General features: G+C 62.3%; 12 protein-coding genes and 1 pseudogene. 7 read left to right on the top strand and 6 right to left on the bottom strand.

Going from position 1 to position 14,212, the window contains the following annotated elements:
- Nucleotides 1–140: 140 nt before the first annotated feature.
- Nucleotides 141–2,177, top strand: coding sequence for an amidohydrolase family protein (locus tag J2W94_RS06005; RefSeq protein WP_310091070.1), 2,037 nt, complete (start codon nucleotides 141–143; stop codon nucleotides 2,175–2,177).
- A 19-nt stretch (nucleotides 2,178–2,196) separates the two neighbouring features.
- Here the strand turns inward: J2W94_RS06005 and J2W94_RS06000 are convergent, their stop codons facing one another.
- Nucleotides 2,197–2,799, bottom strand: coding sequence for a hypothetical protein (locus J2W94_RS06000; protein ID WP_310091068.1), 603 nt, complete (start codon nucleotides 2,797–2,799; stop codon nucleotides 2,197–2,199).
- A gap of 500 nt (nucleotides 2,800–3,299) precedes the next feature.
- Between J2W94_RS06000 and J2W94_RS05995 the strand changes: the two genes are divergently transcribed.
- The gene (locus tag J2W94_RS05995; RefSeq protein ID WP_310091065.1) at nucleotides 3,300–3,998 is read left to right on the top strand and encodes a hypothetical protein; all 699 of its coding nucleotides are present in this window, start codon (nucleotides 3,300–3,302) and stop codon (nucleotides 3,996–3,998) included.
- A gap of 120 nt (nucleotides 3,999–4,118) precedes the next feature.
- The gene (locus J2W94_RS05990) at nucleotides 4,119–4,601 is read left to right on the top strand and encodes a glutathione peroxidase (protein ID WP_310091063.1); all 483 of its coding nucleotides are present in this window, start codon (nucleotides 4,119–4,121) and stop codon (nucleotides 4,599–4,601) included.
- Between the two features lie 15 nt (nucleotides 4,602–4,616).
- On the opposite strand, the gene J2W94_RS05985 is transcribed toward J2W94_RS05990, so the two are convergent.
- The 5 genes and pseudogenes from J2W94_RS05985 to J2W94_RS05965 all read right to left on the bottom strand — a co-directional run bounded on the left by J2W94_RS05985 (nucleotide 4,617) and on the right by J2W94_RS05965 (nucleotide 9,607).
- Nucleotides 4,617–5,156 (bottom strand): TlpA disulfide reductase family protein, encoded by a 540-nt coding sequence (locus J2W94_RS05985; RefSeq protein ID WP_310091062.1) that lies wholly within the window; start codon nucleotides 5,154–5,156, stop codon nucleotides 4,617–4,619.
- 40 nt (nucleotides 5,157–5,196) lie between these two features.
- Complete coding sequence (locus tag J2W94_RS05980; protein WP_310091060.1) at nucleotides 5,197–5,991, bottom strand: ferredoxin--NADP reductase; 795 nt, start codon at nucleotides 5,989–5,991, stop codon at nucleotides 5,197–5,199.
- A gap of 166 nt (nucleotides 5,992–6,157) precedes the next feature.
- Nucleotides 6,158–7,852: a pseudouridine synthase gene (locus tag J2W94_RS05975; RefSeq protein WP_310091058.1), complete on the bottom strand. Its 1,695-nt coding sequence runs from the start codon at nucleotides 7,850–7,852 to the stop codon at nucleotides 6,158–6,160.
- Nucleotides 7,853–8,108: 256 nt separating this feature from the next.
- A pseudogene (gene scpB, locus J2W94_RS05970) lies at nucleotides 8,109–8,664 on the bottom strand (SMC-Scp complex subunit ScpB); the annotation flags it as partial.
- Between the two features lie 25 nt (nucleotides 8,665–8,689).
- Nucleotides 8,690–9,607 carry a segregation and condensation protein A gene (locus J2W94_RS05965; protein ID WP_310091056.1) on the bottom strand — a complete coding sequence of 306 codons (918 nt, stop codon included), beginning with the start codon at nucleotides 9,605–9,607 and terminating at the stop codon, nucleotides 8,690–8,692.
- A gap of 353 nt (nucleotides 9,608–9,960) precedes the next feature.
- Here J2W94_RS05965 and J2W94_RS05960 point away from each other — a divergent pair, with 353 nt between their 5' ends.
- From J2W94_RS05960 to J2W94_RS05945, 4 genes are all read left to right on the top strand, one after another.
- A complete protein-coding gene (locus tag J2W94_RS05960; protein WP_310091054.1) occupies nucleotides 9,961–10,260 on the top strand; it encodes a YciI family protein in 300 nt (99 codons plus the stop codon).
- Nucleotides 10,257–10,529 (top strand): BolA family protein, encoded by a 273-nt coding sequence (locus J2W94_RS05955; RefSeq protein WP_310091052.1) that lies wholly within the window; start codon nucleotides 10,257–10,259, stop codon nucleotides 10,527–10,529. The genes J2W94_RS05960 and J2W94_RS05955 overlap by 4 nt, the downstream gene beginning before the upstream one ends.
- A gap of 152 nt (nucleotides 10,530–10,681) precedes the next feature.
- Nucleotides 10,682–12,886 carry a glycoside hydrolase family 3 N-terminal domain-containing protein gene (locus J2W94_RS05950; protein WP_310091049.1) on the top strand — a complete coding sequence of 735 codons (2,205 nt, stop codon included), beginning with the start codon at nucleotides 10,682–10,684 and terminating at the stop codon, nucleotides 12,884–12,886.
- A gap of 212 nt (nucleotides 12,887–13,098) precedes the next feature.
- Nucleotides 13,099–14,139, top strand: coding sequence for a LacI family DNA-binding transcriptional regulator (locus J2W94_RS05945; RefSeq protein ID WP_310091047.1), 1,041 nt, complete (start codon nucleotides 13,099–13,101; stop codon nucleotides 14,137–14,139).
- Nucleotides 14,140–14,212: the final 73 nt, after the last annotated feature.

Here is a 14,212-nt window from a genome sequence, read left to right as displayed (position 1 = left end):
ACAGAGTTGGACTTTACAGGCTAACCGATGAGGCCATTGCCGCACCTGTGACGAAAGACAGGGGTCGCCACGGCGGTGCTGGGATAAGCTCCCGGCGGCCGCTTTCTGGCCTGCCGCTCACTTCCCATGGAGATTCCCGGATGAAGCATGTCCTGTGCCTGTCCCTTGCATTGTTCCTTGCCGGTCCGGCAGCGGCGGCCGAAACCATTCGTTATGTGGCCTTGGTCGACGGAGGAAAAAAGGCCGGCGAACAGGTCGTGCGCAAGGACGACGACGGCACCACCCATGTCGATTTCATCTTCAAGGACAACGGCCGCGGACCGGAATTGAAGGAAGAATACAAACTCGCCGCCGACGGGACCTACAGCCAGTACAAGGTCACCGGCACGTCCACTTTTGGGGCCAAGGTCGATGAAACGTTCTCGCGCACGGGCGACAACACGGAATGGAAGTCGACCTCGGACCAGGGCAAGCAGCAGGTTTCCGGCACGGCGCTGTACTCGACCCTAGGCGGCACGCCGGAAGGGTTTTCGGTGGCCATGTCCGCGCTGGCCAAGCGCAGCGACGGCAAGCTGCCGCTGATTCCCAGCGGCACGTTGACGGTGCGCAAGGTCGCCGACGCCGAAGTGAACCATGGCAGTGAAAAGCGTGCGGTGCAGCTGGTGGCGATGACCGGCGTGGGCCTGACGCCCACGTTCGCATGGGCGACCACCGGCGACAATCCGCGGCTGTTCGCCTTCATCTATCCCGGGTTCCTGCAACTGATAGAGGAGGGTTGGGAGTCCAACGCCATGGCGCTGGAAACGCGTCAGAAGCAGGCCGAGGGCGAAGTGCTGTTGGGCATGGAACAGCGCCTCGCGCATCCGCTGACCGGGACCACGCTGATCCGCAATGCGCGCGTGTTCGACAGCGAGAAGGCGACCTTGGGGGCGGCCTCGGACGTGTTGATCGGCGACGGCAAGATAGTGTCGATCTCCAATGGCGGCGGCGAAAAAACCAAGGCCGACAACGTTATCGACGCAGACGGAAAAGTCCTGCTGCCTGGCTTGTTCGACATGCACGCGCATTTCGGCCCGTGGGACGGCGGCCTGCATCTGGCTGCCGGCATCACCACCATCCGCGACATGGGTAACGACAATGCCACCCTGCAGCAGCTGATGGCGCAGCTGAGCGAGGGCAAGCTGCTGGGCCCCAGCGTGGTGCCCGCCGGTTTTATCGAAGGCGAGAGCAAGATGTCGGCCCGCAACGGTTTCGTGATCAAGAACCTGGACGAAGCCAAGAAGGCGGTCGACTGGTACGCCGAACACGGCTATCCGCAGGTCAAGATCTACAACTCGTTTCCGAAGGACATCCTGCGCGAAACCGCCGCCTATGCGCACCAGCGCGGCCTGCGGGTCAGCGGCCACATTCCCGCCTTCATGCGCGCGCAGGATGCGGTGGACCAGGGTTACGACGAGATCCAGCACATCAACCAGCTGATGCTGAACTTTTTCGTCACTCCGGAAACCGATACGCGCACGCTGGAGCGTTTCTACCTAGTGGCGAAGAAGACCGCCGGTCTGGATTTCGATTCCAAGCCCGTGCAGGACTTCATCGCCCTGTTGGCGAAGAAGCAGATCGTGGTCGATCCGACTCTGGCCACTTTCGAATTCATCCATCAGCGCGAAGGCGAGCTGTCGCCGATCGTGGCCGATGTGGCCGACCATCTGCCGCCGGACATCCAGCGCAGCCGCCGGGTCGGCGAGATGAATATTCCTGACGACGCCACCGAGTCGCTGTACAAGAAGTCGTTCGATAAGCTGGTCCAGTTCGTCGGCCTGATGTACAAGGCCGGCGTGCCGATCGTGGCCGGTACCGACGAGATTTCCGGCTTTACCCTGCAGCGCGAACTGGAGCTGTACGTGAAGGCCGGCATCACTCCGGCGCAGGTGTTGCAGATCGCCACCTGGAACGGAGCCAAGTACACGCGCACCACCGAGGATCGCGGTTCGGTGGCGGTGGGCAAGCGCGCGGACCTGATCCTGGTCGACGGCGATCCCACGGTGAACATCGCCGATATCCGCAAGGTGGCGCTGGTGATCAAGCAGGGCAAGGCGTACTACCCCAGCGAGATCGACGAAGCGCTGGGCATCAAGCCCTTCGCAACGCCCGTGCAGGTGCGACCCGCGGCGCGCTGATCGCGGACGTCGCGGTCGGTCAGAGCTGAAACGCTTCGTAGCGCCGCAAGATCCAGGACAGTTCGTATAGCAGTGCCGCCACGGCTAAGGTGCCGTGGTAGTGCCGGTTGCGGGTTTTCATGGCGACCAGGCTGGCGACGATGTAGCCGGTGTTGCGGAAGAGATATTCGGGACCCAGGTGGTGGAAGTAGTCGGCTCCCTTGATAGCGGTGTCAACCACATCCACCGCGAACATCACCGCCAGCAAACCGAAAAACCAGTGCCTGCGGGAATAGAAGTAGTCGCGGTAGTCCTGGTAGTCGTCCACGCTTTCCGGAAAGACCAGCGCGCACAGCAGGTACAACAGCAGCGCGTAGACGGTGACGAACAGGTAGAGGTTGAAGTTCCATTGCGTCCGGTGCGAGAGGGAGAATTCCCACCACCAGAAGTGCAGCAGGTAGACGAACATGAACATCGCCCACACCAGGTGCACCCAGTAAACCCGCCGCGCCTTGGGACGTTCGACGATGCGCGCCAGATGCCGTAGCAGGTGGGTCAATCCCAGGCCAACGATCATGCCCAGCAATATCCGGACGTGGATGTACAGGGTAGCTAGGGAATTGGGGTCGGAAGTTGTCTGCATGGGCGTGGAGTGTTCTGCTCTAGCACTTCAAAGGCAATTCGATCCGTGTGTCGGCGCACAGATCTCTAGGAAATTCATAAGCTCCCTCTCTTCTTCTCTTCCTTTTTGCTGCATGGCGAACGGCGAGAATGACCATGTTGCGTTCGCCTATTGTGACTTATAGAGCATTACATCGCGGAGCATTGATTTGTATCCAAGGGAAGGACAATCTTCGCCCTGCCGCAAGGTGGCGGTATCAGCAATGACGAGAATCAGCATTACAATTCTGGTCGGTTTTTTGGCTCTAGGCTCGCTTGTTTGTTTGAACAAGGCATTTGCTAGTCAATCGGTAGTGGTTAACGGCAATACTTTTGTTTGTCGGACTTCATGCGTAGTCTCTTCCAATCCCAGTGGGCAGTTAAGTGCTAGAGATAGCGCATACGGCTGGATATCGATGATCGTTAAGGGTCCTGGAATCATCAAGGTTCCCGAGTAAGCAGACATCGCTAATCGGATAACTCATGCACAAGACAAAAATAGTCTTCGTTCTAGCAGTCCTGGCTGCAATCGCGATCATTTGCGTTCTTGCAACGAATACATTGAACATCGGAAGTACGCTGTTCGGTGTAAAAACAGAGTCTTCGCCAGAGGCAGCTTCTGTGGTCAGCTCAGCTAGAGTAGGACAGAGCGATTCAGATTCTAGCGACGATGGATTATCGGCCAGTACGGCGCAGGCTCAAGCCTCCGGGAATGACAGCACTGCCGCACATCTCATTTCGACGGAGAAGGTTCGGCCAGTAGAGTCGTTGCTGGTTTCTCCGGGTGGATTAAGAGTCGGATACATCAATGCGATCATCGGCGTGGACGAGTTCAATCGAGTCTTAAACAGGCTGAAATCCGAAAGCTATACCGACCCGGACGCTACTGAGATAAGCCGGGTCTACGAGGAAAATCTAAAGGCCGCCCTGAAAACATCTGGTGCTGGGGTTTCGCTGGATAAGCTTGCCTGTGGTCTGACTGCGTGTGCAGCTTCTTTTAATGGCAAGCTCCAGGATGAAAGAAGCTTTACGACTATGTTGCTGGGAGCGGGGAGCAATGGAGGCGTAGGCATATATTCGGCAATAGTTCGATCTTTCCCCCCTTCTATCCCAAATGGTCTTGCTACTTATCGGGTGGTCTTCTCCACTGATAAGAACAACAACGCGATCACGGTGAATTGAATTTATCTTCGTAGGGTTACAACCTCACTTGTCTGACCTTGTGGTACAAAATTTAAGTTTCCAGGGGCTTGCTCATTCCGGGCATCGGGTGTCTGATAAGGCATTCTCCGGAGCGCAACCATGACCACCGCCTACGAATTCGAAGCCACCGACATCGATGGCAAAAACGTGCCCCTGGCCGACTATCGCGGCAAGGCCCTGTTGATCGTCAACGTGGCTTCCAAATGCGGTTTCACCCCGCAGTACACCGGCTTGGAGAAGCTCTGGCAGGACTACCGCGACCGCGGACTGGTGGTGCTGGGCTTCCCTTGCGACCAGTTCGGCAACCAGGAGCCGGGCAACGAGGAAGAGATCAAGAACTTCTGCTCGCTGACCTATGAAGTGGACTTCCCCATGTTCGCCAAGATCGAGGTCAACGGCGCCAACACCCATCCGCTGTGGAAATGGCTGAAGAAGGAAAAGGGCGGACTACTGGGCATCGATGCGATCAAGTGGAACTTCACCAAGTTCCTGGTCGGCCGCGATGGCAAGCCGGTCAAACGCTACGCGCCCACCGACAAGCCCGAGTCGATCGCCGGCGACATTGAAGCAGCGCTTGGCTGAGAAGAGTCGACTTGGCTAGGCCCCTGCCGGGCGCTTGAGCACTTCCTCAGGCAGCAAGTCCATGATCTCGGCGATGAAGCCCTCAAGCATCTCTTCCGAATAACCGCGATGCACGTGGGCTATTTTGCCGTCGCGGTCGATCACGAACATGTTGGGAAGCGAGTTCACCCCGTATTCGTCGCTGGCGATGCCCTTGCCGTCGTGGACGTAATTCATGTCCAGCTTGCGATTGGCGCGTAACACGTTGAGGAAATCCGATCGTGGTTCCTTGAAGTTCACCGCGATCACCTCCAGCGCGTCATGTCCGATCACTTGCTGGAAACGCGCCAGCACCGGCAGCTCGCGCCGACACGGTCCGCACCACGACGCCCAGAAGGTGACGATAACGACTTTGCCGCGGTAGTCCGCCAGGTTCACTTGGGTATTGCCGCCATGCAGCTTGCCCAGCATGGGTGGCGGAACCTCGCCGACCTTGGGTTGCGGTTTGAGTTCTGCTGCCATGCCGGCCAGCGCGCAGCCGCAAAGGGCCATACCCCACAGGATCTGTTTGATCATCGGACTCCCCTCCGTTTGCCGGAAGGCTAGCACGCGAGATCTATTTTTCGACGAAGGCGCGTTCGAAGACGTAATGGCCGGGAGTGCCTATCCGTGGCGCAGGAGCAAAACCCCGCGCATCCAGTATGCCGCGCAGGTCGGCCAGCATCTGCGGGCTGCCGCAGATCATGGCGCGGTCGTGCGCTGGGTCCAGTGCGGGCAGGCCTAATGCGTCGGTCATGCGGCCGCTGTCCAGCAGCTCGGTCAGGCGGCCTTGGTGGGTGAAGTTTTCGCGGGTGACGGCCGGGTAGTAGAGCAGCTTCTCGCGGATCTGTTCGCCCAGGAATTCATGCTGGGGCAGTTCCTTTTCGAAGTAGTCGCGGTATGCCAGGTCGTGCTGGTGACGCACGCCGTGGGTGAGCACGATGCGGTCGAAGCGCTCGTAGGTTTCCGGATCCTTGATGATGGAAAGCCACGGTGCCAGGCCAGTGCCGGTGCCGAGCAGGAACAGATTCCTTCCCACATGCAGGTCGCTGATCAGCAACGTGCCGGTAGGCTTCTTGCCGACCAGCACGGTGTCGCCTGGCTTGATGTGTTGCAGACGCGAGGTCAACGGACCGTTGGGCACCTTGATGCTGAAGAACTCCAGCTGTTCTTCCCAGTTGGCGCTGGCGATGGAATAAGCGCGCATCAGCGGCTTGGGCATGCCGTCCGCTTGCTGGCCCTGCAGGCCGATCATCACGAATTGGCCGTTGTCGAAGCGAAAGCCGTCGTCGCGCGTGGTGGTGAAGCTGAAGTAATCGTCGGTCCAGTGGCGGACGTCGAGCACCGTCTCGGTGCCGAAAGCGGAAGACATGGGGGATATCAGAGGCGGTAAGTCAGGTGTGTATTGTAGCCGACGCGATCGCGCGCCTTTGTAGGAGCGACGCGAGTCGCGAAGTCCTCAGGCTATCCACTGTCCAGAGCTTCGCGACTCGCGTCGCTCCTACAGAAAAACAGGGCGCTTTCGCGCCCTGTTTCAATTAGCCCTGACCGCCGCCGCGCGGACCGCGATTGCCGCCGCCCGGCGGGCGGCCTGCGCCACGCGGGCCGCCGGGACGCGGACCGTTCGGACGCGGGCCTGCGTTGTTGTTGGGACGATTGCCGCCCGGACGCGCGCCTTGCGGACGCGGCGGGCGCGGCTGCTGGCCGTACGGATTGTAGGCACCGGGGTTGGCGTGATCGGAAGGAAAGCTGGGCGCGTTGCCTGGATGTCCATACGGACGCGGCGCGCGCTGCTGGCCTTCGCCCTGGCCTTGTCCACCCTGACGCGGACCCTTCGGCCCCGGGCCGCGCGGACCGCGGGCTTCGTTGCCGAAATTACCTTCGCTGCGCGCGGCATAGGGACGATTGCCGCCCGCACCTGGGCGACCACCCGCGCCGCCACCAGGACGGCCGGCACCGGGGCGACCCGCACCCGCGCCCGCGGGACGCGGACCACCGGGCCTGGCGCCGTAGGGCTTGGGCGGACCGGCATTACGGTGACCGGTTGGGCCGGTGTCCACGCCTTCGGGCACATACCAGCTGCGGAACGCAGCGGGATTGCCATCGGGCAGCGGCTTCGGGCCTTTGGTGGGACGCGACTTGAATGGTTTCTGCGATTGCTTCGCCGCCGCTTCGCCGCTGACGGTCAGGCCGCCATGTGGCTTCTTGCTGCCGAAGCGGCCACGGCCGCGGTCTTCGCGCACGTGATCGAAGCGGCGCAGTTCGCGTCCTTCGTCGGCGGTGTTGTGGCCGTTGACATAAGCCTGGCCTGTCGTGCGACCGCCGCCCACATGCACGGTGGCCTTGGCCGCCTTGCGTTGGCCGATCACCGGCTGCAGGGTGAGTGCGGGCGGAGCGCCGGTTTCCAGACCCAGCTCGGCGCGCAGTTTTTCGACCTGCACGTCCGGCAATTCCTGCGACTGGCCGCGCAGCAGCGGCTGCGGCAGCGAGATCTTGCCGTAGCGCGTGCGCTTGAGGCGGCTGACCTGGCAGCCCTGCGATTCCCACAGACGGCGAACTTCACGGTTGCGGCCTTCCTTCACCACCACACGGAACCAATCGTGCGAGTCGGTGCCGCCGATGCGTTCGATCACATCGAACTTGGCCGGGCCGTCTTCCAGGGCGACGCCGCGGGCGAGGCGGTCGACCAGATTGTCGGGAACCGTCTCCATGCCTTCCGGCGCGCGCACGCGGCAGACGTATTCGCGTTCCACTTCGTAGGACGGATGCATCATCGCGTTGGCGAGTTCGCCGTCGGTGGTCAGCAGCAGCAGGCCGGTGGTGTTGATGTCCAGGCGGCCGATGGCGATCCAGCGCGCGCCTTTCAATGCGGGCAGCGCTTCGAAAATGGTGGGGCGGCCTTCGGGATCTTCGCGCGTGGTCACTTCGCCTTCGGGCTTGTTGTACAGCAGCACGCGCGCCGGTTCGGTCAGGGCGCTGGCGACGAAGGTCTTGCCGTCCAGTTCGATGCGGTCGCCGCCCTTGACCGACATGCCGGTCTGCGCGACTTCGCCGTTGACCTTGACCAGGCCGTCGGCGATGCGCTGCTCCAGCGCGCGGCGCGAACCCAGGCCGGCCTGCGCCAGCACCTTGTGCAGGCGCTCGGAAAGTTTAGCGGTGTCGCTGGCCTCAGCGGCGTCGCCGCGCTTGAGGGAGAGTTTGGAGAGTTTGTTCTTTGGGGGGGTGTCGCTCATTGTTTCTGCTCCGACGAGGCCTGGCTGTCCGGATCGGCGCCTTCGGTTTCGTCCTGGTTTTCTAAGGAATGTTCTTGATGGGGAATCGCTTCGGAAGCGTCTTCTTCCGAAGCGATGTCTTGTTCGTCTTCCGTCGCGTGGTCCGCGTCGGTGTCGAGCTGTTCGTCGTTGGCGGCCCGCATTTCTTCGTCGTCGTCGACGGTGCCGCCTTCCTGCGCGGCTTCCGGACCGGGAAGGCCGACCGGCACCGGCGCTTCGTCCATGAACAACTGCGGCTCCAGTTCGCCGATGTCCTTCAGTTCCGACAGCGGCGGCAATTCGTCGAGGCGCTTCAGGCCGAAATAATCCAGGAAAATCTTGGTGGTGCCGAACAGCGCCGGCTTACCGGGCACGTCGCGATGGCCGACCACGCGGATCCATTCGCGCTCTTCCAGGGCCTGGATGGTGTTGCTGCTGACCGCCACGCCACGGACCTGTTCGATCTCGCCGCGGGTGATGGGCTGGCGGTAGGCGATCAGCGCCAGTGTCTCGAGAGTGGCGCGGGTGTACTTGGTCTTGCGCTCGGTCCACATGCGCGAGACCCAGCCGTGCACTTCTTCCTTCACCTGGTAGCGGAAGCCGGAAGCGACCTCCACCAGCTCCACGCCGCGTTCGGCGCAGGCGTCGCGCAATTGTTCCAACGCCTGCTCGACGCTATCGGGCGGGGCGGGTTGTTCTTCGGGGAACAGTCCATGCAGCTGCGCCAGCGTCAGCGGCTGGTTGGCGGCCAACAGGGCGGCTTCGACGATACGGGTGATGAGCGCTTGATCCATGCGGTGCTTGGCTTCTGGGTGTCGGTCAGTTGTCGTTGGCGGCGTCGCCGTCGTCGAATTCGCTGGAGAACGCCAGCGGTTCGTTGGTGTTGTTGAGGGCCAGCGACTTCAGGTAGATCGGCGCCAGCGGCGCTTCCTGCACGAAGTCGAGCAGCTGTTCCTTGGCCAGTTCCAGCATGGCCAGGAAGGTGACCAGCACGCCCTGCCGGCCTTCTTCGGGCGTAAACATGGATTCGAAGCGGTGGAACTTGCCGTCCTCCAGCCGCGTCAGCACATCGCCCATGCGCTGGCGCACGCTGAGCGCATCGCGCTTGATGGCGTGACCGGTGAACAGGTCGGCACGCTTGAGCACATCGTGCAGGGCCAGCAACATCTCGCGCAGGTCCACCGGCGGCGGCAGACGGACCACGGCGCGTTCCGGCACATGCGCCTGCACCGGGGTGGTATCGCGGTCCAGACGGGGCAGGGCGTCGATGTCTTCGGCGGCCTGTTTGAAGCGTTCGTATTCCTGCAGGCGGCGCACCAGATCGGCGCGTGGGTCGCCTTCCTCGCCTTCCTCGCTGACCGGGCGGGGCAACAGCATGCGCGACTTGATCTCGGCCAGGATCGCGGCCATGACCAGGTATTCGGCCGCCAGCTCGAAGCGCAGATCCTGCATTACGCCTATGTACTGGACGTATTGGCGGGTGATCTCGGCCACCGGGATGTCCAGGATGTCCAGGTTCTGCCGGCGGATCAGGTACAGCAATAGGTCCAGCGGGCCCTCGAACGCGTCCAGGATCACTTCCAGCGCATCCGGCGGGATATAGAGGTCCTGGGGAATCTGCAGCACCGCTTGCCCATGCACCATCGCCAGCGGCATCTCATGTTGCTGAGGGGCCGGCTGTTGGGGCTTGAGCGTATCGATTTGCGGATTCGCGTCTTGCGCGAGGTCGGAAGTCATCTAATAAGCCATGAATTGCAGGCACCACGCGGCTGGGGCCGACGTGCTTGGGTCTTGCGGCTGAACAGTGCGTCGCAGTGCGATCGCATTCCCACACATCAAGCAGGCAATGCACGCCAAGGGACAGGGCGGCAGACAGCGAGAAGGTCGTTGGGCCCGGGCGGGTGGGGGCAGCGAATCGGTCGACGGGACTGCTGGCAAATGAGCCTGAAGGCGAATGAGCCGGGTCCGGGCGGGCCGCTGCTTCCGGCCGTGCAATAGATCAAGAGTAAGCGGTGGCGAGGCAGGTGTCCAGCGCCAGGCTTGCGGCCCCACCGTACAATTCAGGCTGGACAGGATCCAGGAGAGATTCAGTGTGGTATGCGATTGAAGGTTATGACGCGGTCGACGCCCTGCCCAAACGCACGGCTGTGCGCCCCGCGCACTTGGCGCGGCTGACCGCATTGCGCGACGAAGGCCGGCTTTTGCTGGCGGGGCCATGCCCGGCGATCGATGCCGAGGATCCAGGTCCGGCCGGTTTCAGCGGCAGCATCGTGATCGCCGAATTCGACTCCCTGGAATCCGCGCGTGCCTGGGCCGACGCCGATCCTTATGTGGAGGCAGGCGCCTATGTCCGCACCGAAGTGCGTCCCTTCCGCAAGGTCCTGCCTTGAGTAGCCGGCTCGCCCGCATCCGCGAGGCGCTCGAGGCCGCCTTCGCGCCGACGCGGCTGATCGTGAACGACGATAGTCACTTGCATGCCGGGCACGCGGGTGCTCGAGACGGCAGGGGCCACTACAGCGTCGAAATAGTCAGCGCCGCCTTCGCCGGCAAAACCTCCCTGGCCCGGCACCGTGCGGTGTATGCGGCATTGGGGCAGATGATGACGACCGACATCCATGCGCTGCAGATCCAGGCCCGGGCGCCGGGCGAGCCGGACTGACTTCACGAACTGTTGCGCTGCGTCTTACACGCTTTCCTGAAAACGTTTACATTTGCCCGCCTGAAATCTGGAAGAGGGAGCGGGAAATGAAAGCGACGCATCGAAAGGGGAATCGTGGAGGGCGTGCCCGGAGTTCCCTGGCGCTGTGGGTAATGGCCTTGGTGCCCTTTGGGGGCCTGACCGCCGAAGCGACAAAACCCTCCGATAGCGCGGAAACGGCTTTCGTCGAGTCCCTGCTGGCGCGGATGACCCTCGAGGAAAAGCTGGGGCAGTTGAACCAGCCGCCTGGCATCGGCAATGACACCGGCCCCAAGGCGAAAGCCGCCGGTACGGAGCAGGTGCGCAAGGGTCAGGTGGGTTCGTTCCTGGGCATGCAGGGCGTAAAGCTGACCTGCGATATGCAGCGCATCGCGGTCAAGGAATCCAGGCTGGGCATCCCCCTGCTGTTCGGCTTCGACGTGATCCACGGCTATCGCACCGTGTTCCCGGTACCGTTGGGCGAGGCGGCCAGCTTCAACCCGGTCGCCGTGGAGAAGGCTGCCCGCGTGGGTGCGGTAGAAGCCACCGCGCACGGTATCAACTGGACGTATGCGCCGATGGTGGACGTAGCGCGCGATCCGCGCTGGGGTCGGGTGGTCGAGGGATCGGGCGAAGACACTTATCTGGGCGAAGTGATGGCGGTAGCGCGAGTGCACGGCTTCCAGGGCAAGGACTTGCGCGCCGCCGACAGCGTCCTGGCCACCGCCAAGCATTTCGTCGCCTATGGCGGCGCCGAAGCCGGCCGCGACTACAACACGGTGGACATCTCCGAGCGCACCCTGCGCGAGGTCTATCTGCCCCCCTTCCACGCAGCGGTCGACGCGGGCGTAGGATCGATAATGGCCTCCTTCAACGAGATCGCCGGCGTCCCGATGCACGCCAATGGCCCGTTGATCAACGGCGTGCTGCGCGGCGAATGGGGTTTCGATGGCGTGCTGGTCAGCGATTACACCGGCGTGATGGAACTGATGAACCATCGCATCGCCGCCGATCCCACCGAGGCAGGTAGGCGCGCGCTGGAGGCCGGCGTGGATATAGACATGGTCAGCGACATCTACCGCAAGGACATGCCCAAGGCGGTGCGCGCCGGGAAACTTCCTGTAGCTACGGTCGATGACGCGGTGCGCCGTGTGTTGCGCGCCAAGTACCGGCTGGGTTTGTTCGATAACCCGTACCGGAATTGCGACGAGTCGCTGGAAAAAAGCCAGACGCTCACCGCCGACCATCGCGACGCCGCGCGCACCATGGCGCGCGAATCCATGGTGCTGCTGAAGAACAAAGGCAATGTGCTGCCGCTGTCCAAACAGGTTCGCACGCTGGCGGTGATCGGGCCGCTGGCCGACAACCCGCGCGCGATGCTGGGCAGTTGGGCGGGCATGGGCCGTCCCGAAGATGTGGTGACGCCGCTTGCCGGCATCCGCGCCGCGGTCGGACCGGAAACCAAGGTTCTGTACGCGCGCGGCACCGACATCAACACTGCCGACACCACCGGAATCGCCGAAGCGGTGCGCATCGCCGGACAGGCCGATGCCGTGCTGCTGATGCTGGGCGAAGCCGAGGACATGAGCGGCGAAGCCAACAACAGGACCTCGCTCGATCTGCCGGGCGTGCAGGAGCAACTGGCGCTGGCCGTGCAGAAGAGCGGCAAGCCGGTGGCAGCGGTGCTGTTCAATGGCCGGCCCTTGTCGATCAATAGTCTGCAGGAACAGGTGCCATCGATTCTGGAGGCGTGGTTCCCCGGCGTCGAAGCGGGCCATGCGTTGGCCGATGTCCTGTTCGGCGACTACAACCCAGCTGGGCGCCTGCCTATCACCTTCCCGCGCAACGTCGGACAGGTGCCGATCTACTACGCCCACAAGAACACCGGGCGCCCGCCGCGCGAAGAGGAACGCTATTCCTCCAAGTACCTGGATGTGTCGTGGAAGCCGCTGTACGCCTTCGGACACGGGCTCAGCTACACCAGCTTCCGTTACGACGCGTTGCGCCTGAGCCGGAAAAAGATTCCGGCCGACGGCACGCTGCAGGTGGAAGTGACCGTCACCAACACCGGCGCCCGCGCGGGCGACGAAGTAGTGCAGCTGTACCTGCGCGACGACGTGGCCAGCATCACCCGTCCGGTGAAGCAGCTGCGCGGGTTCCGCCGTGTCCACCTCCAGGCCGGGCAGTCGCAAACGCTGACCTTCACTCTGACCGCAAATGACTTGAGCTTCTACGGGGCGGACATGAAGCCGATCGTGGAGCCGGGTAGTTTCACGGTGTTCGCGGGTGGCAATTCGGTCGACAACCTTGAGGCGAAGTTCGAGGTAACCGCGCGATAAGCGGTCGCGTCGGACAGGATTGGCCGGTGGGACGAGGGTCCACCGGCGGTTGAAATATGTTGCGTTGCGTCACTTTTTCGACCGAATTATTTTCTGCAAGCGATTGAAAAATAACGAATTGTCTGCAGGACTTATGAAAGCTTTACATATGCTCCTGGAAACGTTTACAGTCGCCGCCACTTAGTACAGTCGTAACCGCGGAGGGGCGGTGAATGGCTCGAACCAATGTCACCATCAAGGATGTTGCACGTGAGGCGTCGGTATCCGTCGCCACCGTGTCGCGCGCACTGAACGGACATGAGAATGTCGCCGAAGGCGTGCGCAAACATGTGACGGAGATCGCAAATCGGCTCCGCTACCAGCCGCACGCCGCCGCCCGCAGCCTCAGCAGCCGTCGTACTCAGACCATCGGCGTGGTGCTGCCGGATCTGTACGGCGAATTCTTTTCCGAGCTGATCCGCGGTATCGACGTGGTCGCCCGCGCCCGTCGCCAGCATCTGCTGGTCTCCAGCTACCACGGCCACCCGGAAGAGCAGGGCGAGGCGTTGCGCGCCATGCGCGGCCGCGTCGATGGCCTGCTGGTGCTGTCTCCTTATGCGGATCGTCCCGGGTTCCTCACCGACAACCTTCCGACGGCGTTGCCGGCGGTATTGATCAACACGCATCTGCCCGATGCCACCTATCCGGTACTGAGCATCGACAACTTCGGCGGCGCTTCGACCATGGTCAAGCATCTCGCGGAGGCCGGGCACCAGCGGATCGCCTTCATCTGCGGCCCAGAAGACAACTTCGACGCCAGCGAGCGTTTGCGCGGTTATCGCAGCGCGTTGGCGGAGCATCTGCCCGATGCCGAGGCCATCGAGTTGCCGGGCGATTTCGACGAGTCCTCCGGCTATGAAGCCGGCAAGCGGATCGTCGCCTCCAAGCAGCGTCCCGATGCGGTGTTCGCCGCCAACGACATGATGGCGCTGGGTTGTCTCTACGCTTTCAACGAAGCGGGCGTGAAAGTTCCGGCAGATATAGCGCTTGCCGGCTTCGACGACATTCCGCTTGCGCGCTTCGTTCACCCTACCTTGACCACCATGCGGGTCAGCATTGCGGAGTTGGGTGGGTTGGCGCTTACCCGCCTGCTGCAGTCGATCGAGTCCGACGACGTGCAGCCGTCGACGCAGCAGACGCTGGTGCCGGAACTCATCGTGCGCGAATCCACCATCCATGCAACACGCCGGACAGCTAAATCCGATAGCTCTTGAGCCGAATATTTTTTGCCGACGATGTAACCGATTCCAACCGTTTTTCCAATTCTAGTTTGCATACCCTGGGAGG

This window comes from Pseudoxanthomonas sacheonensis, assembly GCF_031455975.1.
Lineage (GTDB): Bacteria > Pseudomonadota > Gammaproteobacteria > Xanthomonadales > Xanthomonadaceae > Pseudoxanthomonas_A > Pseudoxanthomonas_A sacheonensis_A.
This window is presented reverse-complemented; position numbering and strand designations above follow the sequence as displayed.